A 20,149-nucleotide genomic window follows, 5' to 3' on the forward strand; every position below is an offset into this window, starting at 1 on the left:
GACGCCGACCGCACCGCCCTGCTGCTGAACGGCACCACCACCGGCCCCACCCCGATCGCCGACGTCCTCAACGTCGGACGCACCCAACGCCTCGCGACCAAGAAACAACGCCGCGCCGTCCGCGCCCGCCAACACGGCCGCTGCGCCAACCCCGGCTGCTCGCACACCGTCCTGGAGTTCCACCACGTCGCCTGGTGGACCCGCGACGGCGGCCCCACCGACCTGCACAACATCATCGGCCTCTGCCCCCGCTGCCACGCCCGGGTCCACACCGGCACCCTCACCATCGAACCTGACGGCCACCGCGGGTTCACCTTCACCACCACCAACCGCGCCCAGCACAAACGCCGACTCGAAGACCACGCACGCATCCAGCGCGAGAAGCTCCGCACCTTCCTCCGCCGCCTCACCCGCGACGCCGGCCTCACCCCCACGCGGCCGACCACCGGCACCGGTGTCAGCCCTGGCGCCAACCCTGGCCCGAAGGTGAGCACGACGCCGAGGTTCGAGGAGTGGACTGGGTCTCCGAGCCCCGCCGCCACCAGGGCCACGCGCCCCGACGGAACGGGGACGCCGCCACGAGCAGGCGAAGACCAGACACCGCCACCGAGGACGTCCGGCCAAACCAGCACCGAACCACCGCCCAGGCCGAAGACCCTGCAGCTCCGCCCCCGCATCCACGCCCGCACCTAGACCACGCTCGACAAGACCGAGACCCTCTGCAACACGACCGAACAGCCCGCCGGAGAACACCGACGGGCCCGTTCGCACGCCCACACGCTGCCGCCCTCTCAGCACCTCGTGGCGCGTGCGACCCGGCAGTGTTCTCGCGACGGCGACCGGCCAGCAGCTCAGGCCAGCAGCTCAGACCAGCAGCTCAGGCCAGCAGCTCAGGCCAGCAGCTCAGACCAGCAGCTCCACCAGGTGCGGGACCATCGCCCGCAGGGCCCGGCCGCGGTGGCTGATCGCGTCCTTGTCGGACGCACTGAGCTCCGCGGTCGACACCTCGTACCCCTCCGCGACGAAGAGCGGGTCGTAGCCGAAGCCACCGTCACCCGTCGGGCCCCGCTGGACCCGCCCCGGCATGACGCCGAGCTCGACCACTTCGGCGCCCCCCGGCAGCACCAGGGCCATCGCGCACCGGAACTGCGCCGTCCGACGCTCGTCCGGGACATCGGCAAGCTGGTCCAGGAGAAGAGCGTTGTTGCGTTCGTCGGACTTCGGCCGTCCTCCCCAGCGCGCCGAGAGCACGCCTGGCATGCCGTTCAACGCGTCCACGCACAGCCCGGAGTCGTCCGCGAGCGACGGCAGACCCGTGGCGACCGCGGCGGCGCGCGCCTTCAGGAGGGCATTGCCCTCGAAGGTGGGCTGGTCCTCCACCGGCTCCTCGAAATCACCGATGTCGTCCAGCCCGAGGACCTTGACGCCCCCGACCTGCGGTTCGAGGATCCGGCGCAGCTCGACCAGCTTGCCCTGGTTGTGGCTCGCCAGGACGACCGTGCGGTCGCTCACGCGCCCGGCCCGCCTGCGTCCGCGCCGTGCGTCTCGAGCGACTGGATCTGCAACGCCGTCAGGTCGGCGCACCCCTTCTCCGCGAGGCCCAGCAACGCATCCAGCTCGGCCCGGTCGAACGGCGCGCCCTCCGCCGTGCCCTGGACCTCGACGAATGACCCCGCACCCGTCATCACGACGTTCATGTCGGTCTCGGCGCGCACGTCCTCGGAGTACGGGAGGTCGAGCATCGGGGTTCCGTCGATGATCCCGACCGACACGGCTGCGACCGAGCCGGTCAGCGGATCGCCGACCAGCGCACCGCGCTCCCGCAGAGTGGCGACCGCGTCCGCCAGCGCGACGTACGCGCCCGTGATCGCCGCGGTCCGCGTACCGCCGTCGGCCTGGAGGACGTCGCAGTCGATCACGATCGTGTTCTCGCCGAGCGCCTTGTAGTCGACGACGGCGCGCAGCGACCGCCCGATCAGGCGCGAGATCTCGTGCGTACGCCCACCGATGCGGCCCTTGACGGACTCGCGGTCCGAGCGCGTGTTGGTCGCGCGCGGGAGCATCGCGTACTCCGCCGTGACCCAGCCGAGGCCGGAGTCGCGCCGCCACCGGGGGACCCCTTCGGTCGCGCTGGCCGCGCACAGCACCCGGGTCCGTCCGAACTCGACGAGCACCGACCCCTCGGCGTGGTCCAGCCAGTTGCGGGTGATCGTGACGGGGCGCAGCTCGTCGAGCGCGCGCCCGTCGACTCGGGAGGTCTCAGCAGACGTGGTCATGCCCCCGAGACTAACGGCGTCAGAGGACGTAGACCCCGCCCGGTTCGACCAGCTCGCTCGGACCGTCGAACGTCGCCTTCGCCTCGGCTGCGACCGCGTCGTGATCCGTCCACGACGGCACGTGCGTGAGCAGCAGACGACCGACCTCCGCCGCCGCGGCGGCCTCACCCGCGTCGGAGCCCGTCAGATGGAGCTCCGGCGGGTTGTTGGGACGGTCCACGAAGGACGCCTCGCACAGGAACAGGTCGGCGCCCGCCGCCAGCTCCACCAGGGCCTGGGTCGGGCCGGTGTCGCCGGAGTACGCCACGGTCCCGGAGCCGTCGCTGATCCGCAGGCCGTACGCCTCGACCGGGTGGACCAGCTCGCGCGGGAGGATGGTGAACGGGCCGAGCGTCACGATCTCGTGGTCGGCCCACTCGTGGATCGCGAACTCCTCGTGCATCCCGGGATCGTGCGGCAGGTCGTACGCGTCCGCGAACCGGTCGGCACATCCGGCGGGCCCCCAGAGCGGGATGCGCGCCAACGGACCCTCGGGGTGGTACTTGCGGTACACGTACGTTCCGCAGATGTCCATGTAGTGGTCGGGATGCAGGTGCGAGATCACGATCGCATCGACGTCGCGCAGGTCGACCAGCTGCTGGAGCGGTGTCAGCGCACCGTTCCCGAGGTCGACGACCAGGCGGTACGTCCCGCCTTCGTACGGCGCCTCGAACAGGTAGCAGCTGGCGGCCGAGTCGGCCGACGGGTACGAGCCGGCGCAGCCGACGACGGTCATCCTCACCGTGCGACCTCCACCGGAGCCAGCCACGCGAACTGGTCCACCTGCTCGATCTCGGGTCCGAGGAAGCGCTGGCCGAGGGTCCGGAACTCCTCGGGCTGCCCGGTCGTCAGGAATCGGTGCCCAGGATGCGGAGCCCGCAAGTCACGCTCCAGGCCGTGCTTGACCAGGAGGGCGTAGACGTCCTTCGCCGTCTCCTCCGCACTGCTGACCAGCGTCACGTCGTCGCCCATCACGTACGAGATCACCCCGGTCAGCAGCGGGTAGTGGGTACATCCGAGCACCAGCGTGTCGACGCCGGCTGCCTGCAACGGTTGCAGGTACGAGCGTGCCACGTCCAGCAGCTCGGGGCCCGACGTGATGCCGCGTTCGACGAACTCGACGAACCGCGGACAGGCCTGCACCACGAGATCGACCGCCGGGTTCGCGGCGAACGCGTCGTCGTAGGCCATCGAGGCCTTCGTCGCGCGTGTGCAGATCACGCCGACGTGGCCGTTGCGGGTCGCTGCCACGGCACGGCGGGTCGCCGGCACGATCACCTCGACGACCGGCACCTCGTAGCGCTCCCGAGCGTCGCGCAGCACGGCCGCGCTCGCCGAGTTGCACGCGATCACGAGCGCCTTGACGCCCTGGGCGACGAGGTGGTCGAGACACTCCAGCGCATACTCGCGCACCTCGCCGATCGGCTTCGGGCCGTACGGCTGGCGCGCGGTGTCGCCGAGGTAGAGGACGCGCTCGTCGGGCAGCTGGTCGATCACGGCGCGGGCCACGGTGAGGCCACCGAAGCCGGAGTCGAAGATGCCGATGGGCGCGTCGTTCACCCGAGCGAGCCTAGTGGCGGATTCACACGTACGAAACACAATGCGTCCCATCCCACAACCGCGTGTTCACCTCCGGGCCGTCAGCGGACCTCACAGGTCGCCGGCGGCTCGAACGTCTTCAGGTCCATCGGGTCCGGGTGCTCGACGACGTCCTCGACGACTGCCATGAACGGATGCTCCGCTGCCTGGGCGGAGACGACGACGCCTTCCTCGGGGACGACGAGGGTCTTCTCGAGCCCGGAGTCGGCCTTGTAGCCGACCTCGAACGCCACCGCGTGCGTGAGCGGCTCGCAGGCGACGAGCTCGAAGTCCATGAACACCGCCTCGCCCGGCGCCACGGTGAACGGCTCGAACGTCGTCGGGACCGGCGCGTCGTCCGGCCCCTCCGCGACGAGCAGGGTCTCGGTGGTGGAGTCACCGAGGAGAACGAGGTAGTGCCGCCAGTACTGGCCGGCGCCGCAGCCCTGCGGCGCCAGATGCCAGACCGGCGGGTCGTCGCGGGACTCGTTGCGCACCTCGATCGTGCGGACGTCGATCGCGGTCAGCTCCGCGGTCGTCGGCAACGCGAGATGCAGGCGGACGGTCCCGAACTCCGCCATCTGCATCGACGCCTCGACGGCGTCCGCGACCGGGTCGAGACCACTCTCGAATGACGACGCGTCCGCCGGGTCCGTCCAGCCGACGGCGCCTCGGTACGAGCAGCCGTTGCCGGGGAAGGAGACGTCGACGTCGAAGCGGGCCGCGTCGGCCTTCGCGACGCCTTCGTCGGCGGCCTCGTCCCCGACGCGCTGGACGATCAGGGTCCCGAGGATCACGGCGGCTGCGGTGCCGGCCGCACTCAGGAGGGCGACCAGCCGCGTTCCGGGTCGGCGCGGACCGCCCGCGCCTGCCGGTCCTGGTGCGTCGCTGTCACGCTCGGACACGGTTTCGCCCCCTCGATCCGCCCTCCTTCACGGTCACCCCGGCCGTCGGCCCTGGCAAGGACGTTGCTCGACGAGTCCGCGCGAGCGCGCGCGATGCTCGAGACCCCCGACCGTGCCACTCTGTGCGGATGAGACGTGTCCCGTTCACCGGTGACGAGAAGCAGAGCCTGTACGTGGCGCTCGACCGGCACCGCGACGCGCTGCTGTGGAAGCTCGAGGGGTTGTCCGAGGACGACCTGCGGCGGTCCGTCGTACCGTCGGGGACGTCCTTGCTCGGCATGCTCAAGCACCTGGCGTCGGTCGAGTACAACTGGTTCTGCGGAACCTTCGGCCGCGAGTCGCTGGAGGTTCCGTACTCCGACGACGACTGGGACTCCGACTGGCGGATCGAGCCGTGGGAGACGACCGAGGGTGTGCTGGAGTACTACGCGATGGCCCGCAGGGACGCGGACGCGGTGATCGACGAGCTGGACCTGACCGACACCGGCACCGCGTGGTACGGCCCGACCGTGACGCTGCGCTGGGTGCTGATCCACATGGTCGAGGAGGTCTGCCGCCACGCCGGGCACGCGGACATCATCCGCGAGCTGCTCGACGGGCGCACCGGGTCGTTCGAGGACTACCCCGGCTGAGCCGCACCCGCCGGCTCGTCAGCGACGGCGTACGGTGACCGCCTTCGAGACGCTCGGCGCCACCAGGTCCGCACGCGAGCCGAGGTACGAGACGCGAACGCGGTGCCGGCCGCGCTTCAGCGCGCCGGCCCGGATCTTGACCGAGAACGTCCCGTCGGCACGCAGCGACGCGCGCGTGACGTTCCTGCCGTCGACCTGCACGACCACCGTGTGCTTCCGCAGGTTGGCGTGCGGCTTCGTGGGCACGCGGACCCGTCCGGCGACCGTCAGCTTCGTACCGGCCCGGATCGTCGCGGGACGCGCCGTCGCTGCGACGGTGCTGCGGTGCAGCACCGTCTGGAGCCGCGTCGGCGAGGCCGACGCCGCGTAGACACGCTCCGCCGGGGCGAACCGCGCGACGAGGCGCGCGACTCCACCGGGCAGCCGTACACCTGCGAGCGTCGCCGTCCCCGCAGAGCTGACCGGACGTGTGCCGAGGAGCCTGCTGCCGGCGTAGAACCGCACCGTGCCACCGACCCTGGTTCGATCCGCGGCGGTGACCTTCGCCGTCAGCGCGATGGTCCTGCCCGCGACGATCGATCCCGACACGCTGCTGGCGAGCGTCGTCCGCGTCGCCCTCCGAGCCTCGGTGAGGACGTTCAGGTCGGAGAGCGTCTCGTCGCTGTCCCACCTGTTCGCCGTGGCCACGTCGGTCACGCCGACGGACAGCTCGTACGGCGTGGTCGCCGACGCTGCGACGTCGGACGCAGCGACCCGGTACGTCGGCCCGTTCGCACCCTCGATCGCGACCGGCTCGTCGGCGCCGCGCTGCCGGTACCACTGGTACCGCAGCGTCACCGGGTCGGTCGAGGCGCCGGTGTCCCACCACCACGGCTCGGCGTCCGCCTCCAGGACGTCGCCGACGAGAGCGTCCTGGTCGGGTGCGGTCGAGTTGGCGACGGTGACGGCGTAGCCCTCGCCCAGGGTGCTCGGCGAGGCAGCCGTGCACGTCTTGGGCGACCAGCTGTCGCGGACCGCGAGCGTCGTGTCCGGGCCGGACGCCGTCGGAGACGCCGAGTACGGCAGGTCCAGGCCGGCGGCGTCCGCGAGGCTCCACGGGCGGAACGAGCCCGAGTCGAACCGCCAGGAGGAGGTGACCGACACCGTGGCTGCCGACAGCACCGCCTGGGCGTACTTGCGCGGCGGCAGGGTGTACGGGGTGCTCTGGGCGATCGGCGCCGCGGCGGTCCAGGCCTTCCCGAGGAGGTTCCCGGAGCCCAGGGCGCCGCTCGCGATCAGCAGCGGCGCCACGTCGTCCTCCACGACGTCGGACAGCCCCGGCGACACCGTGGCCCGGACCCTGCTCGTCGTCGTGACGCCCAGCGGCTCCTCCGCCGCCCGACCGGTGTCGTTGTAGATCGCCTCGTCCCCGACACCGCCGCGGCATCCCACGACCCGCGCCGCCGGCGTCGGCCGCCGGGTGATCGTCAGGTAGCCCAACGGGCTCCAGCCGGTCAGGTCGGCGTCGGTGAGCTTCTCGACGAGCTGCACGAGACACCGTGTCCCCGGCGGGATCGAGCATCGGACCAAGGAGAAGTGGAACGCGGCGGTCAGCAGGGACCGGGCGGCCTCGGCCTGCTGCGCCTGCGTCTTCTGTGCCCGGCTGGGCACGGAGTCGAACGTCGGCAGCGTCCAGCGGAACCGCGGCTCCGCTGCGCACGGGAGCACGACCGGGTTCGCGATGCGGCCGGTCAGACACGTGACGGGCGCCGTGAGCGCCTGGTGCGCGGAGATGATGGAGAAGGTGTGGCGGCCGACCCACGCGGGCAGCCACGGGTTCCAGGTGCCGGGGTCGATCGCCTCGTACTCCCCCGCCGGGCCGCCCGAGCTCGGCCGGACGTGCCAGAGGTTGCGCGGGTCCGCGCTGTTGCACGGGAGGAACGACGCCGGTCCCGTCCCTGCGAGGTTGTACAGGCACTGGCGCGTCCCCGACGCGTGCACCGCGATCTGGAACGCCCCGCCGATCATGGGGTCGCCGTCGACGAAGCGGAAGTCGTAGGTCCGCTCCGGGACGAGTGACGTGAGATCCGCCATCGTGATCGGGTACAGGCAGTCCAGCGCCGCATCGCAGCCCGCGATGTCCTCCGGCGCCGCCGCCGCCGGCGGTGCGACTGCTGCGAGGCCCGCGGTCGCGAGCGTGAGTGCGAGCGCTGCCGCCGCGAGGCCTCCGAGGACCGATCGTGGCCGTCGTGGGTTGGTCATGGCATCTCCCCCGTCATCCGATACAGCCGCACGCGAACCTAGGCGCCGTGCGTTCCGTCCGCGTTCTGTCTGCCGCAAACGCCGCGCACGCCTCCGTGGAGATCCTTAGATTTCCTCCATGGGAGAAGACGAGGGGGGCCCGTCGATCCGGGTTCTCGGCGAGCCGGGGCTCGACCACACGGACGGCGGCGCACTTCCCCGGAGGTCGTGGCTGGTGATCGCCTACCTGGCGAGCACGCCGCAGCGCACCGGACGGGACGAGCTGGCACGGCTGCTGTGGCCCGACGCGACCGACAAGGTCGCCCGCGCCAACCTGAGGGTCGTCCTCAACCAGGTCCGTGCCCAGCTACCGGACCTGCTCGACGCCGACCGCGACCACGTCGGCATCGCGGCAGCGCACCGCGGACGGATCGACCTGCACCAGTTCGAGGACGCGGCGACGCGCGCGCTGTCCGCTGTCGTCGCGGCCAGCGGCGAGCGCGGCTCGTTGCTCGCGGCGGCCGAGCGGGCGTACGGCGGGGTGCTGCTCGCCGGGCTGTCCTGGCCGGCCAGCCCCGCGTACGAGGAGTGGCTGGAGGTGGAGCGCGAACGGCTCGCGGCGCTCGCGCAACGGGTGGGTGTCGCACGGATCGAGGCCGACCTCGCCGAGGGCGCGACCGAGGACACGCTGCGCCGTGCGCGTCGGCTGGCCGCAGCAGACCCGCTGTCGGAGGTCGTGCACGCGCTCCTGCTGCGCAGCGAGGCGAGCCTGGGCAACCGCGAGCAGGCGCTCGCGGCGCACGACGGCTGGGTCCGCAGGCTCCGCGAGCAGCTCGATCTCGACCCGTCCGACGAGATCGGCGTCCTCGTGGACGAGATCCGCGCCGGCGGGGGACGCGGCGCGCCGCTCGAGGCCGAAGGCGGTGGCGCCGTCTCCGCCCCGCGACGTACGTTCGTCGGTCGCCACCACGATCTCGACGTCCTGAGCCGGACGCTGGCGTCCGGCTGTCGTCTGATCACGATCACGGGCCCCACCGGGGTCGGGAAGTCCACCCTCGCGTGGGCGCTGTCGGAGCGTGTCGAGGCGACCTCGACCTCCCCGGTCGTGATCGCGGATCTCCAGGACACCGAGTCCCACGAGGAGGTCCTGGTCCGGCTCGCGACCTCGTTCCGGGACGGGCCGCCGGACGTCCTGACCCTCGAGGCGCTCCTCGCACGCCTCGCCGGGCGCTCCGCGTTGCTCGTGCTGGACGACGCCGACCACGCCCCCGGTGCCGCCGAGGTCGTCGCCGCGCTGCACGACCGGTGCCCGCTGCTCGTCCTCGTCGTCACGGCGCGCACGGCCCTGCGGCTCGAGGTCGAGCACGTGCACGAGCTCCCGCCGTTCCCGGCCCCGCAGAGGGGCCCGCACGCGGCGCGGTCGCCGGCCGTACGGCTCTTCCTGAGCGCCGCCGACCGCTCGGGCGCACGGATCGACAGGTCGGCCGAGCAGATCGCCGACGTCGCGCAGGTCTGCCGACGCGTGGACGGCCTTCCGCTCGCGATCGAGCTCGCGGCAGCACGCCTGCCCGTCCTCGGCCTGGCCGGTCTGCTCGAGGCGCTGTCGAGCGACAGCGACGCCTACCTCGGCGTGCTGTCACCGTCACGCGGGACCGACCGCATCGGCGGGCGCGGGATGCGCGCAGCGCTCCGCTCGGCGACGCGGGACCTCGACCCGCCGACGATCGAGATGCTCGCGCAGCTGTCGGTCCTGCGCGGGTCGTACGACCTGAGCGCGATCGCGGCGGTGTGCGGGAGCGGCGACCCGTACGCGGTCCTGGACGAGGTCACCGAGCTCGTCGGCCGCCATCTGCTCGTCCGGGTCCCGCAGCCCGGCGGCACCGTGAGGTTCCGGCAGCTCGTGTCGACGCGCGCGTTCGGACGGCAGCTGGTCGGCGCCGACGACCGCGCCGACCTCGCCGCGCGGCACGCCGACCACTTCCTGGCGTGGCCCGACCGCGTGCTCGGTGACGTCGACGACGAGGCCGTCCCGGACTTCGTGGCGCTGGCTCGCCGCTTCCGCGCGGACCTCCCGAACCTGCGTGCCGCACTGCGGTGGGGACAGGACCACGGCCACGACGCCCGGGTGCTCGGTGCGCTCGCCCGGTTGGGTCCGTGGTACCGGGAGGCCGGTGCCCTGGCCGAGGGCGTCGCCGCCCTCGACGCCGCGCTCTGTGTGCCGGCGACCCCGGAGACCGAGGTCGTCCGCGCCGAGTGTCGCGTCGCTCGCGCGAGCCTGCGGGCCGAGCTCGGGATGAGTGGTGCCGGCTCGTCCGTGAGGGACGACCTCGAAGCCGGGCTTCCGATCGTGCTGCGCCAGAGCGGCACGACGCAGCGAGCGAACGCGTTGGGCGAGGCGATCAACGCCGGGATCGCGATCGGCGACCTGCCGCTGTCGGAGAAGCTGGCGCGCTCCCTCGAGGAGCTCAGCGGCACGCCGCGGTGGCGGCTGTCGAGCCGCGTGGTGATGGCGCTCGCGTCCTTCCCGTCCGACCCCGCCGCGACCGCCGCAACGCTCAGCGAGGCGCTGCCCGAGGCCCGCCGGATCGGCCACCGGCGGGTCGAGCTGACCATCTGGTACTGGCTGAGCACGCTCCCTGAGGAGGCCCGCATCGACGTGGGGAGCGTCCCGGACCTCGAGACCCTGCTCGCGATGTCGCGCGAGGCGGGCGACACGAGGTCGGACGTCTGGCTGATGGCGAGCCTGGGCGCCCAGGCGCTCCTCGACGGCGACGTCGAGGCAGCCGTCGGACACCTCGACGCGGCGATGGCCACGACCCGACGCGCGCACTTCTGGCACGGGATCGTCCTGTGCCTGCTGGGTACCGTCGCCGTCGCGCACGCGCGGGGGGACCGTGACGACGCCGCGCGGCTGTTCGGGAGCGTGGCCGGGAACCTCGCGACCGCGCGCGCCTACCTCGGCCCGCTGTTCGCACGCGCGTACGAGCCGGTGCTCCAGGACCTGGAGCGTGACGATGCGCTCGCGCCGCAGCGTGAGGCGGGTCAGCGTCTCGGCTTCCCGCTGTCCGTGGCTCGCGCCCACCGCTACCTTCGGGAGGCCCGTCACCGGGACCGCACCGTACGGTGAGCGTCAGCGTGTCGCGCGGGGCGCGCCCACCCGCAGCAGGTTCCCGTCGAGGTCGATGAGCTGGAACTCCACGAGGGCGTCGCTGGTCTCCGGGGCGCGCAGCTGCGCCGGCTGGGACAGGTCCGTCCTCGACCACCGCGCGTGCAGACGCCTCACCGCATCGGGCGACTCGAACCCGATCCAGCAGGCGACGTCGTTGTCCCACCGCGACACCCGCAGGTCGTACCAGAAGTGCAGCTCGATGTCGCAGTCGTCGCGGACGATGAGGTACTCACCTGCCCACCGGCCGAGCTCGGTGAACCCGAGGTCCGCGTAGAAGACCGAGGTCCGCTCGAGGTCGGAGCTCGGCAGGATCGGCCGGGTGGTCGCACGGTCCCGCGCCGACGAGCTCATGCTCCGACGATCTCACGTCCTGCCGGCCTCAGGCCCAGAGCTGGCCCTCGAGGGCCTCCTCGGCGTCGTCGATCGTGCCTTCGTACGCACCGGTCGAGAGGTACTTCCAGCCGCCGTCGGCGACCACGAACGCGATGTCGGCGGGCTCGCCCGCCTTGATCGCCTTCGCGGCCTGCGCCAGGGCCGCGTGCAGGATCGCGCCGGTCGAGATCCCGGCGAAGATCCCCTCCGACTCCAGCAGCTCCCGCACCCGGCGTACGGCGTCGCGCGGCCCGACCGAGAAGCGCGCGTCGATGAACTGGGGGTCGTACAGCTCCGGGACGAACCCCTCGTCGAGGTTCCGCAGCCCGTACACGAGCTCGCCGTAGCGCGGCTCCGCGGCGACGATCCGCACCTCCGGCTTGGCCGTGCGGAAGAACCGCCCGACGCCCATCAACGTGCCGGTCGTGCCGAGACCGCCGACGAAGTGCGTCACCTCCGGCAGGTCCGCGAGGATCTCCGGGCCGGTCCCGAGCTCGTGCGCCTCGGCGTTGGCGTCGTTGCCGTACTGGTAGAGCATCACCCAGTCGGGGTGCTCCTCGGCGATCCGCTTGGCCACCCGCACGGCTTCGTTCGAGCCGCCGGCAGCCGGGGAGGAGACGATCTCCGCGCCCCACATCCGCAGCAGCTGACGCCGCTCCTCCGAGGTGTTCTCCGGCATCACGCAGACCATCCGGTAGCCGCGCATCTTGGCCGCCATCGCGAGCGAGATCCCGGTGTTGCCGGACGTCGGCTCGAGGATCGTGCAGCCGGGCCGCAGCCGCCCGTCGGACTCGGCGCGCTCGATCATCCGCAGCGCCGGCCGGTCCTTGATGGAGCCGGTCGGGTTGCGGTCCTCGAGCTTCGCCCACAGCCGTACGTCGGGGCTCGGCGACAGCCGCGGCAACCCCACCAGCGGGGTGTTGCCGACGGAGTCGATCAGCGAGTCGTGGCGCATCGCCTCGGGTGCCGTGCTTCGCTCAGCGAGCGCCGCCCGCGACGGCGGGCAGGATCACGACGACGTCGCCGTCGGACAGCTCGGTGTCGAGGCCGCCGGAGAAGCGGATGTCCTCGTCGTTGACGTAGATGTTCACGAAGCGACGCACCTCGCCGTCGTCGACGAGCCGCTCCTTGATCCCCGCGTGGTTCGCCTCCAGGTCGTCGATGACGCCGATCACCGTGTCGCCGGCGGCAGGAACCTTCTTCTCACCGTCGGTGTAGGTGCGGAGGATGGTGGGGACTCGGACCTCGATGGCCATCTGCGATCAAACTTCCTGTGCGTTCGTGGGGACGTCGTCATAACGCTCGACGACGCGAACTTCTTCCTCGGTGACCTCGCCGTCGACGATGCGGTACGAGCGGAACTCGACCGGGCCCTCGCCGTTGCCGCACTCCCGGGTCGAGACCAGCACGTAGTGCGCACCCGGCTCGCCCGCGAGGTTCACGTCGGTGCGCGACGGGTAGGCCTCGGTCGCCGTGTGGGAGTGGTAGACGACCACCGGCTCCTCGTCGTTGTCGTCCATCTCGCGGTACAGCCGCAGCAGGTCCGTCGAGTCGAACTCGTAGAACGTGGGCGACATCGCGGCGTTGACCATCGGGACGAACCGGGTCGGCAGGTCGGATCCCTCAGCACCCGCGACGACGCCGCAGGCCTCGTCGGGGTGGTCCCGACGGGCGTGGGCGACGATCGCGTCGTACGTCGCGGAGTCGATGGTCAACACGTGGATCAACGATACCGGCCGGACCATGGCGTCAAGCGCGTGACCACCCGTCGAGACGCCCGGCTTGCGGCCGGCGTACGGGTGGGTCCGCGCTCAGCCGATCGCCCAGGTTCCGAGCACCCGGCGGGCGTCCTGCCGTCCGTCGGGACGCTGGTCGACCAGCGAGACCGAGCCGATCTCCACCGTGTCCCCGACTGCCACCCGGTCCGCGCCCCGCACCGTGACGTGGGGGCGGAACCCGCGTGCCGTGTGCGGTCGCTCGCGGACCCCGGCCCCGAGCGCGTCGAGCTCGACGACCAGGTCGTCGTGGAGCGCGGCGAGCTCGTCGGACAGCTCGAGCACGGTGACCTCGACGTCCCGGCGACGCCCGAACATCGCCGTCTCCCGCGCCCGGACCTCGGTCCGGCGGTGCGACGCGGCGGTCTCGGCGACGACGTCGGCGACCACCGACGTACCGGCCTCGACGCTGAACGGCGGCACGAGCGTGACGTGCAGCGGCCACCGCGAGGGCGCGAAGGTCTGCCCCGGCGGCTGCTCCGCGAGGAACGAGACGACGACCAGACGGTCCACGGTCCGACCCTAGGCGGGACCCGGCACCGGGTCAGTCCAGGGACTGCACCAGCGTCTCCTGGACGAAGCCGAGCCACTCGTAGATGTCGGCGACGAGTGCGACCGACTCCTCCTCGCTCGCGGCCACCCGCTCGGCGTCGTCCTCGGACTCGATCCCGAGCCGGGTCGCGAGCGCGAGCCGGACATCGGTCAGCGCACGCAACCAGGCCTGGGCGCCCTGCGGCCCGAGCTCGACCTCGATCGTCTCGTCCGTCGACGACTCGGGGTCCTCGACGTCGAGCCCGCCGGCGGCGAGGGACGCCACCACGGCGCGGGCGTTGCTCACCTTCGCCTCGCTCAGCGAGCGCTCCGTGAAACGGCGGAAGTCGCCCGACGCGTCGTCGTCGTCGGAGTAGGCGTCGGGCAGGAGCCGTTTGAGCACCGGGTCGTCGGGCGGCAGGTGGGACCCGCTCGGCCCCAGCTGGGCGAACAACGGGTCCGGGGACGACTCCTCGGGCCCGTTGCGGTCCAGCAGGAGCTCGACGATCTGGCTGAGCAGGTTGACCAGCAGGGCCGCCTCGGCGACCTCGAACTCCGCCCGGACACGCCCGCGCTTGCGCTGCTCGAACGCCCTCATGTGTCGACCCTCATGCGTCCGCCCGCTGCAGCGTCGCCCACAGGCCGTACTCGTGCATCGCCTGCACGTGCCGTTCCATCTCCTCGCGGGTGCCGGTCGAGACGACCGCCTTGCCGTCGCTGTGCACCTTCATCATCAGGTCGTGGGCCTTCGCCTCGGAGTAGCCGAAGTAGTTCCGGAAGACGTAGGCGACGTACGACATCAGGTTGACCGGGTCGTTCCAGACGATGGTGACCCACGGCCGGTCCAGCTCGACGACTGCATCGACGTCGGGCTGGTCGAGCTCGGTCGGGGACGGCGCGCTCACCGGTCCATTGTTGCCCACCGCCGAAGTTCGCTTCCGCGGGGCCCGTGCGCGCCCCGGGTCGTCCCCCTGATCGGCGTCTACGCTGGCGCCGTGACCACGACAGCGCTGCTGACGGACCACTACGAGCTCACGATGCTCCAGGCGTCGCTGGCCGACGGGACGGCCCACCGTCGATCGGTCTTCGAGCTGTTCGCCCGACGGCTCCCCGACGGGCGCCGGTACGGGGTGGTGTGCGGGGTCGGACGGGTCCTCGACGCGATCGAGGACTTCCGGTTCGGGGACGCCACCCTGACGCACCTGCAGGAGCGCGGCGTCGTGGACGCGCCGACCCTCGACTGGCTCGCCGGGTTCCGTTTCACCGGTGACGTGCACGGCTATCGGGACGGTGAGCTGTACTTCCCGGGCTCGCCGGTGCTCGTGGTCGAGTCGACCTTCGCCGAGGCCGTGCTCCTCGAGACGCTCGTGCTGTCGATCCTCAACCACGACGCGGCGATCGCCTCGGCTGCAGCACGGATGACGGTCGCCGCCGGCGACCGCCCGTGCATCGAGATGGGATCCCGGCGGACGCACGAGCAGGCCGCGGTCGCCGCGGCGCGCGCGGCGTACGTGGCGGGGTTCGCCTCGACCTCGAACCTCGAGGCGGGACGCCGGCACGGCATCCCGACCGCGGGCACCGCCGCCCACGCGTTCACGATGCTCCACGACACCGAGCACGACGCGTTCGCCGCACAGGTCGCCGCGCTGGGGCCCGGGACCACGCTGCTCGTCGACACGTACGACGTCGCCGCCGCGGTGGAGACGGCGGTCGAGGTCGCAGGACCCGGGCTCGGCGCCGTCCGCCTCGACTCCGGCGACCTGCCCGTGCTGGCGGGACAGGTCCGCCGCCAGCTCGACGGTCTGGGTGCGACGGGCACGCGGATCATCGTGACCAGCGACCTGGACGAGTACGCGATCGCCGGGCTCGCGGCGGCGCCTGTGGACGGGTACGGCGTCGGGACCGCGCTCGTCACCGGGTCCGGCCACCCGACCTGCGGGTTCGTGTACAAGCTCGTGGCGCGCGCAGGGGCGGACGGCACCCTCGTCCCGGTGGCGAAGAAGAGCCAGGACAAGGCGTCGGTCGGCGGCCGCAAGACCGCACTGCGCCGACGCGACCCGTCGGGGACGGCGACCGCGGAGGTGATCGCCGTCGGCGGTTCCCCCCACGACGACGGCGACGACCGGCCCCTCGCCGCCCCTCTCGTCGTCGACGGCGAGCGGGTGCACGACGAGCCGCTGACGGTGTCCCGCGACCGTCTGCGTACGGCGCTCGAGGAGCTACCGTTGCAGGCGAAGCAGCTGTCGCGGGGGGAGCCCGCGATCCCGACGGTCTACGAGCAGGAGGACTGATCCCCATGGCAGGCGCACTCGTCGTCGTCGACGTGCAGAACGACTTCTGCGAGGGCGGCTCCCTCGGCGTCGACGGAGGGACGTCGGTCGCCGAGCGTGTCGCGTCGCTGGTCGCAGGCGGTGGCTACGACGTCGTCGTCGCGACCAAGGACCACCACATCGATCCCGGGTCGCACTTCAGCGACGAGCCCGACTTCGTGGACTCGTGGCCGCCGCACTGCGTCGTCGGCACCCCCGGCAACGACCTGCGCGCCCCGTTGCGCGAGGACATGTTCGCCGCGGTGTTCCGCAAGGGCGAGTTCGACGCCGCGTACTCCGGTTTCGAGGGGAGCTCCGAGCACGGCGACGCGCTCGTCGAGTGGCTGCGCGCGAACGACGTGGACCGCGTCGACGTCGTCGGGATCGCCACGGACTACTGCGTCCGCGCCACCGCGCTCGACGCGGCCGCGCACGGGTTCGCCACGACCGTGCTGATGGACCTGACCGCGCCGGTGTCGCCGGACAACCTGCCGCGGGTGCGCGCCGAGTTCGCCGAGGCCGGCGTCACCCTCGCCTGACGAGTCACCCACGGCGCGGTCGCGAGTCGCCCACGGCGCGGTCGCGAGTCGCCCACGGCGCGTGACACTACAGATGTTGTTGCTATGACTACATTCGTAGTAACGTCGTGCCGTGCCCTCCCGCCGAGACGAGATCCTGGACGCCGCGATCGACCTCGTGGGGACGCGCGGGTTCTCGCGCCTGACCCACCGTGCCGTCGACGACGCGGCGGGACTCGCCGCCGGATCCACCTCCAACCACTTCCGTACGAAGCAGGCGCTCGTCGCCGGCGTCGTCGACCGGTTCGCGCTGCGCGAGCGCGCGTGGTGGGACGAGCTGGCGGCCGGCTCCTCGCCGATGACACCCGGCGACCTCGTCGCGACGCTGACCGCGTTCGCCCGAGCCGGGGTCCGCGAGCACCGCGCGGTCACGCTGACCCGGTTCGCCCTCATGGTGGAGGCCGGTCTCGACGAGTCCATCCGTGCGGAGGTCGCCGCGACCGGCATGCGCGTCCGGCAGTGGGCCTCGCAGTGGATGCGCGCGCTCGGTGCGAGCGACCCCGTCCAGGCGGCCCGGATCGTCGGCGCGCACCTCGACGGCCTGGTGCTGCACGAGCTCGCCCATCCTGATCCCGCGTTCGACCCGCAGCCGCGGATCGCGGCCGTGGTCGCCGCCGTCCTTGCCGATCCACCCGACCGAACGGAGTGACAGCCGTGGACACCGACACCCTCTGGAAGCACACCGACCAGCGCCGGCACGAGATCGTCACCCTGCTGCGCGACCTGCGGCCCGAGGAGTGGGACCGCCCGTCGCTGTGCGAGGGGTGGACGGTCCGTGACGTGGCCGCCCACCTGTCGCTCGCCGAGACCGCTGCCGGACGCGCCGCGATCGAGATCGTCCGTGCCCGAGGAAGCCTCAACCGGATGATCCACGACACCGCCGTACGCCGCGCCGCGACGTGGTCCGACTCCGCGGTGATCGACGCCGTCGAGGCGACGATCGGCACGCACCGGCACGCGATCGGCGTCACCGACCAGGAGCCGCTGCTCGACGCGCTCGTCCACGGCGCCGACATCGCCGTCCCGCTCGGACGCGCGCTGCCGATGGCCCCCGACGCAGCCGCCGTCGCGGCGACCCGCGTGTGGTCGTTCGGACGCCGGATGTCCTCGGCGTTCCGGGCCCAGCCGCGCTCGTTCGCCGACGGCCGCCGCCTGGTCGCCACCGACGTCGACTGGTCCGCGGGTCAGGGCCCCGACCTGCGGGCGCCGATCGAGCAGATCCTGCTGCTCCTCACGGGCCGTCCGGTTGGCCTGCCGGCCTGACCGTCCGGATCACGCGTGCCGGTGCGCCGGCGGCGACGGAGAACGCCGGCAGGTCACGGGTCACCACGGAGTTCGCACCCACGACGCACCGCCGCCCGATCGTCACGCCGCTGGTGACGACGACGTTCGCGCCCAGCCAGGTGTTGTCACCGACGATCGTCGGCCCGCGCGAGGTGAATCCCTGCCACGGCACCGGCAGCTCGGGGTCGTCGAAGCGGTGGTCGGAGTCGGTCACGAGACAGCCGTTCGCGAGCATGCAGTGCGGGCCGATCTCGACGCGGTGCGACGCTGCCAGCATCACGCCGACGTTGAGGAACGAACCCTCCCCCACGGTGATCCGCGCGTCGGGTCCGCCGGTGATCCACACCCACGGCTCGAGCAGGACGTCCGGGCCGAGCTCGAGCCGTCCGTCGCGCAGCATCTCGAGCGCCTCGCCCAGCACCGGGCCGCGGGCGTACGCGCGCCTGCGGGCCAGCTCGGCGGTCAGCCTCAGGCGGTTCCACGGTCGGCGTGCCCGCCCGTACCACCGGTGCTTCACCCACCAGGTCCGGGCCAGGTCGAGCGGGGCGTCCGAGCCCGTCACTCGAGGTGCGTCCCGAGGTCGTCGAGGCGGTAGCCGCCCGGCAGGTAGGTCCGGACCGAGCCCGTGTCGATCGGCCGCTTGGGACGACGCCGCGCGGGCGCGTGCCGTAGGAGCCGCCCGCGCAGCCGCAGCGCGCCCCGCGAGAGCGCGATCACGACCCGCGGCGGGTCGTCGTAGCGGAACGCCGCGCGGACGTGGTCGTCCATCACCGCTCGGCTGAAGATCTCGACACCTCGCCGCAGCGCCTTCGGGTAGAACGAGCAGAACAGCTCGAGCGTCGCGTCCGCAACCGCGCGGGCGCCCGGGTCGTACCCGAACCGCTCCCGCTCGTAGTCGTCGAGCAGCGCCTCGAAGTCCTCGTACGTCTCCGGGATGTCGCGGATCCCCATCAGCTCGCCCATCCGGCGGTACGACAGCACCGCGGCGTCGATCTCGGTCCGGGTCGAGTCGCGGTAGCCGTAGTCGCGGATCCACCGGATCGGCGTGACCACGAAGGTCGAGAGCACGTACCGCATGTCGTCGTTGCTGATGTCGTACGAGCCGTGCATGCGGTTCATCCGGCGGACGGCGGTGCGCCCGTCGGGCGACTCGAGCCCGTCCTCGACGATCGCGTCGAGGATGAGGACGGTGTCGTCGTGCCGCTTCTGGGTCGCCGCGGTGAACTCGCGCGTCTCGGCGAGCAGACGTCCGATCGACGGCACCGCGAACGTCCGGAACAGCGCGAAGCTCAGCGACTGCTGGAGGTCCCACGGGAACTCGTAGCGGGCCACGATCCGGCTGATCTCTTCGTACTGCGTCTCGGGGTCCATCGTCGCGATCACCCGCTGCCAGGCGTCCCGGCGGCGGGCGTCGCGTCGCGAGAGGGTCGGCCGCGCTTCTGCGGTGGCGCTCATGCCGGGACGCTACCACCGTGACACCGACACTGTCACCATCCTTCCGTCGGCGGGACCGGTCTCCGTCGCCCGGCCCGCGCCTGCACTACCGTCGGAGGGGTGATGTCCGCACTGCCGTCGCTGCACGTCGTCGACGACGCCACGAGTCTCGACACGACCGATCCCGGACCTCAGGCACCGAGCCTGCTCGCCCGGCGCGCCGAGGCCCACCGCGTACGCGCGGCAGCGCAGCACGGACCGTTCGCCGCGTTCGGGCCGCTCGGGCCGCTCGCGGTCCGCGACGCCGACGTCCCGGCCCTCGTACGAGCGCTGCCCGAGGCAGACCCTGACGACGACGCTGCTCCGCTCGACGTCACCGTCGTCGTGAGCGGTGGCGCCGGCGCGATCGAGCCCGCCGCACGCTGGGCCGAGCGTGCCTCCGGCCTGCGGCTGCGTGGTCTGCTCGCGAGCGTCCGCGACCTCGACGACCTGGCACGCGGTGCCCACCGGATCGCGGCGATGGTGCAGATGCTCGGGGCCGACGCGGTGATCGACGACGACGTGGTCGTCGAGGTCGCGCTGCCCCTGGACGCACGAGGACCGGCCGGCGCACGCTGGGAGCACGCCCTCGACACCCTCGCCCTCGAGGACCTGCGGCTGGCGCTGCGGACGGGCGGGGCCTGGTCCGAGGCACCCGACCCGACCACCCTGGCCGCCGCGATCGGCGAGGCCCTGGACCGCGAGATCGCCTTCGTCTGCCACGGAGGCCTCGAAGGGGCGGTCGGGACGTCCGGCCCGGGAGCCGGGTACGGCTTCGCGGACGTGCTGCTCGCGACCCGGGCGAGCCTGGACGGTGCTGCTCCGGACGAGGTCGCGGCGCGGCTGACCGAGCAACGCACGCTCGAGAGCACGCGCGCCGAGCTCGACGCGATCGGCGCGGCCGGTGTCGGCTCCGCCGCGCGGTGGTTCAGCGGCTTCTCGTCGGTCGACGTGGACGCCACGGTCGCCGACCTGGCCGCCGTCGGCCTGGGCGGCTGACCGGGTCGC

23 protein-coding genes are annotated in these 20,149 nt (G+C 72.5%); 8 read left to right on the forward strand and 15 right to left on the reverse strand.

Annotated elements, in window-relative coordinates:
- Positions 1-693 (forward strand): HNH endonuclease (locus CLV56_RS19925; protein WP_211288239.1); only part of this gene is annotated, 693 nt, incomplete at its 5' end.
- A gap of 210 nt (positions 694-903) precedes the next feature.
- On the opposite strand, the gene rdgB is transcribed toward CLV56_RS19925, so the two are convergent.
- From rdgB to CLV56_RS19950, 5 genes are read right to left on the reverse strand one after another with little or no spacing between them, the layout of a single operon-like run.
- Positions 904-1,512 (reverse strand): RdgB/HAM1 family non-canonical purine NTP pyrophosphatase, encoded by a 609-nt coding sequence (gene rdgB / locus CLV56_RS19930; protein ID WP_039370701.1) that lies wholly within the window; start codon positions 1,510-1,512, stop codon positions 904-906.
- Complete coding sequence (gene rph / locus CLV56_RS19935) at positions 1,509-2,276, reverse strand: ribonuclease PH (RefSeq protein WP_039370703.1); 768 nt, start codon at positions 2,274-2,276, stop codon at positions 1,509-1,511. Before rph ends, rdgB begins: the two co-directional genes overlap by 4 nt.
- Before the next feature lie 19 nt (positions 2,277-2,295).
- Positions 2,296-3,051 carry an MBL fold metallo-hydrolase gene (locus CLV56_RS19940; RefSeq protein ID WP_245858013.1) on the reverse strand — a complete coding sequence of 252 codons (756 nt, stop codon included), beginning with the start codon at positions 3,049-3,051 and terminating at the stop codon, positions 2,296-2,298.
- A 2-nt stretch (positions 3,052-3,053) separates the two neighbouring features.
- The gene (gene murI / locus CLV56_RS19945) at positions 3,054-3,926 is read right to left on the reverse strand and encodes a glutamate racemase (RefSeq protein ID WP_100415579.1); all 873 of its coding nucleotides are present in this window, start codon (positions 3,924-3,926) and stop codon (positions 3,054-3,056) included.
- Positions 3,927-3,955: 29 nt separating this feature from the next.
- Positions 3,956-4,798: a hypothetical protein gene (locus CLV56_RS19950; protein WP_039370714.1), complete on the reverse strand. Its 843-nt coding sequence runs from the start codon at positions 4,796-4,798 to the stop codon at positions 3,956-3,958.
- Between the two features lie 128 nt (positions 4,799-4,926).
- Here CLV56_RS19950 and CLV56_RS19955 point away from each other — a divergent pair, with 128 nt between their 5' ends.
- Positions 4,927-5,430, forward strand: coding sequence for a DinB family protein (locus tag CLV56_RS19955; RefSeq protein ID WP_039370717.1), 504 nt, complete (start codon positions 4,927-4,929; stop codon positions 5,428-5,430).
- Positions 5,431-5,448: 18 nt separating this feature from the next.
- On the opposite strand, the gene CLV56_RS19960 is transcribed toward CLV56_RS19955, so the two are convergent.
- On the reverse strand, positions 5,449-7,671 hold the full coding sequence (locus CLV56_RS19960) for an Ig-like domain-containing protein (RefSeq protein WP_039370719.1): 2,223 nt from the start codon (positions 7,669-7,671) through the stop codon (positions 5,449-5,451).
- 118 nt (positions 7,672-7,789) lie between these two features.
- Here CLV56_RS19960 and CLV56_RS19965 point away from each other — a divergent pair, with 118 nt between their 5' ends.
- Positions 7,790-10,777: an ATP-binding protein gene (locus tag CLV56_RS19965; protein WP_039370723.1), complete on the forward strand. Its 2,988-nt coding sequence runs from the start codon at positions 7,790-7,792 to the stop codon at positions 10,775-10,777.
- Positions 10,778-10,780: 3 nt separating this feature from the next.
- Here the strand turns inward: CLV56_RS19965 and CLV56_RS19970 are convergent, their stop codons facing one another.
- The 7 genes from CLV56_RS19970 to clpS form a co-directional block, all read right to left on the reverse strand.
- Positions 10,781-11,170, reverse strand: a complete 390-nt coding sequence (locus CLV56_RS19970; RefSeq protein ID WP_100415580.1) for a VOC family protein — start codon at positions 11,168-11,170, stop codon at positions 10,781-10,783.
- Between the two features lie 28 nt (positions 11,171-11,198).
- Entirely contained in the window at positions 11,199-12,146 is a 948-nt protein-coding gene (locus CLV56_RS19975) for a PLP-dependent cysteine synthase family protein (RefSeq protein WP_039370724.1), read from the reverse strand.
- Positions 12,147-12,168: 22 nt separating this feature from the next.
- The gene (locus CLV56_RS19980) at positions 12,169-12,447 is read right to left on the reverse strand and encodes a MoaD family protein (protein WP_039370727.1); all 279 of its coding nucleotides are present in this window, start codon (positions 12,445-12,447) and stop codon (positions 12,169-12,171) included.
- 6 nt (positions 12,448-12,453) lie between these two features.
- Entirely contained in the window at positions 12,454-12,909 is a 456-nt protein-coding gene (locus CLV56_RS19985) for a M67 family metallopeptidase (protein ID WP_039370786.1), read from the reverse strand.
- Positions 12,910-13,002: 93 nt separating this feature from the next.
- Complete coding sequence (locus CLV56_RS19990) at positions 13,003-13,479, reverse strand: 2'-5' RNA ligase family protein (protein WP_039370730.1); 477 nt, start codon at positions 13,477-13,479, stop codon at positions 13,003-13,005.
- Positions 13,480-13,510: 31 nt separating this feature from the next.
- On the reverse strand, positions 13,511-14,095 hold the full coding sequence (locus CLV56_RS19995; RefSeq protein WP_039370733.1) for a DUF2017 domain-containing protein: 585 nt from the start codon (positions 14,093-14,095) through the stop codon (positions 13,511-13,513).
- Between the two features lie 10 nt (positions 14,096-14,105).
- The gene (clpS, locus tag CLV56_RS21100; protein WP_039370788.1) at positions 14,106-14,402 is read right to left on the reverse strand and encodes an ATP-dependent Clp protease adapter ClpS; all 297 of its coding nucleotides are present in this window, start codon (positions 14,400-14,402) and stop codon (positions 14,106-14,108) included.
- A gap of 90 nt (positions 14,403-14,492) precedes the next feature.
- Here clpS and CLV56_RS20000 point away from each other — a divergent pair, with 90 nt between their 5' ends.
- The 4 genes from CLV56_RS20000 (at position 14,493) to CLV56_RS20015 (ending at position 17,647) form a co-directional block, all read left to right on the forward strand.
- Positions 14,493-15,788 (forward strand): nicotinate phosphoribosyltransferase, encoded by a 1,296-nt coding sequence (locus CLV56_RS20000; protein WP_281254285.1) that lies wholly within the window; start codon positions 14,493-14,495, stop codon positions 15,786-15,788.
- Positions 15,789-15,793: 5 nt separating this feature from the next.
- Entirely contained in the window at positions 15,794-16,345 is a 552-nt protein-coding gene (locus tag CLV56_RS20005; RefSeq protein WP_039370736.1) for an isochorismatase family protein, read from the forward strand.
- A gap of 112 nt (positions 16,346-16,457) precedes the next feature.
- A complete protein-coding gene (locus CLV56_RS20010; RefSeq protein WP_039370739.1) occupies positions 16,458-17,033 on the forward strand; it encodes a TetR/AcrR family transcriptional regulator in 576 nt (191 codons plus the stop codon).
- Positions 17,034-17,038: 5 nt separating this feature from the next.
- Positions 17,039-17,647 carry a maleylpyruvate isomerase family mycothiol-dependent enzyme gene (locus CLV56_RS20015; protein ID WP_039370742.1) on the forward strand — a complete coding sequence of 203 codons (609 nt, stop codon included), beginning with the start codon at positions 17,039-17,041 and terminating at the stop codon, positions 17,645-17,647.
- On the opposite strand, the gene CLV56_RS20020 is transcribed toward CLV56_RS20015, so the two are convergent.
- The gene (locus CLV56_RS20020) at positions 17,616-18,230 is read right to left on the reverse strand and encodes an acyltransferase (RefSeq protein WP_039370747.1); all 615 of its coding nucleotides are present in this window, start codon (positions 18,228-18,230) and stop codon (positions 17,616-17,618) included. The two genes, CLV56_RS20015 and CLV56_RS20020, sit on opposite strands and share 32 nt — an antisense overlap.
- On the reverse strand, positions 18,227-19,123 hold the full coding sequence (locus tag CLV56_RS20025; protein WP_211288241.1) for an oxygenase MpaB family protein: 897 nt from the start codon (positions 19,121-19,123) through the stop codon (positions 18,227-18,229). The genes CLV56_RS20020 and CLV56_RS20025 overlap by 4 nt, the downstream gene beginning before the upstream one ends.
- A 102-nt stretch (positions 19,124-19,225) precedes the next feature.
- On the opposite strand from CLV56_RS20025, the gene CLV56_RS20030 reads away from it, so the two are divergent.
- Positions 19,226-20,140 carry a hypothetical protein gene (locus CLV56_RS20030; RefSeq protein ID WP_039370749.1) on the forward strand — a complete coding sequence of 305 codons (915 nt, stop codon included), beginning with the start codon at positions 19,226-19,228 and terminating at the stop codon, positions 20,138-20,140.
- The last annotated feature ends 9 nt before the right edge of the window (positions 20,141-20,149 follow it).

This window comes from Mumia flava (assembly GCF_002797495.1).
GTDB classification, from domain to species: Bacteria; Actinomycetota; Actinomycetes; order Propionibacteriales; family Nocardioidaceae; genus Mumia; species Mumia flava.

What these genes read in the sequence shown, in the direction of transcription:
- rph (WP_039370703.1), bottom strand. Translation starts at nt 2,276, where the DNA reads ATGACCACGTCTGCTGAGACCTCCCGAGTCGACGGGCGCGCGCTCGAC.
- CLV56_RS19940 (WP_245858013.1), bottom strand. Translation starts at nt 3,051, where the DNA reads ATGACCGTCGTCGGCTGCGCCGGCTCGTACCCGTCGGCCGACTCGGCC.
- murI (WP_100415579.1), bottom strand. Translation starts at nt 3,926, where the DNA reads ATGGGACGCATTGTGTTTCGTACGTGTGAATCCGCCACTAGGCTCGCT.
- CLV56_RS19955 (WP_039370717.1), top strand. Translation starts at nt 4,927, where the DNA reads ATGAGACGTGTCCCGTTCACCGGTGACGAGAAGCAGAGCCTGTACGTG.
- CLV56_RS19960 (WP_039370719.1), bottom strand. Translation starts at nt 7,671, where the DNA reads ATGACCAACCCACGACGGCCACGATCGGTCCTCGGAGGCCTCGCGGCG.
- CLV56_RS19965 (WP_039370723.1), top strand. Translation starts at nt 7,790, where the DNA reads ATGGGAGAAGACGAGGGGGGCCCGTCGATCCGGGTTCTCGGCGAGCCG.
- CLV56_RS19970 (WP_100415580.1), bottom strand. Translation starts at nt 11,170, where the DNA reads ATGAGCTCGTCGGCGCGGGACCGTGCGACCACCCGGCCGATCCTGCCG.
- CLV56_RS19975 (WP_039370724.1), bottom strand. Translation starts at nt 12,146, where the DNA reads ATGCGCCACGACTCGCTGATCGACTCCGTCGGCAACACCCCGCTGGTG.
- CLV56_RS19980 (WP_039370727.1), bottom strand. Translation starts at nt 12,447, where the DNA reads ATGGCCATCGAGGTCCGAGTCCCCACCATCCTCCGCACCTACACCGAC.
- CLV56_RS19995 (WP_039370733.1), bottom strand. Translation starts at nt 14,095, where the DNA reads ATGAGGGCGTTCGAGCAGCGCAAGCGCGGGCGTGTCCGGGCGGAGTTC.
- CLV56_RS20005 (WP_039370736.1), top strand. Translation starts at nt 15,794, where the DNA reads ATGGCAGGCGCACTCGTCGTCGTCGACGTGCAGAACGACTTCTGCGAG.
- CLV56_RS20025 (WP_211288241.1), bottom strand. Translation starts at nt 19,123, where the DNA reads ATGAGCGCCACCGCAGAAGCGCGGCCGACCCTCTCGCGACGCGACGCC.
- CLV56_RS20030 (WP_039370749.1), top strand. Translation starts at nt 19,226, where the DNA reads ATGTCCGCACTGCCGTCGCTGCACGTCGTCGACGACGCCACGAGTCTC.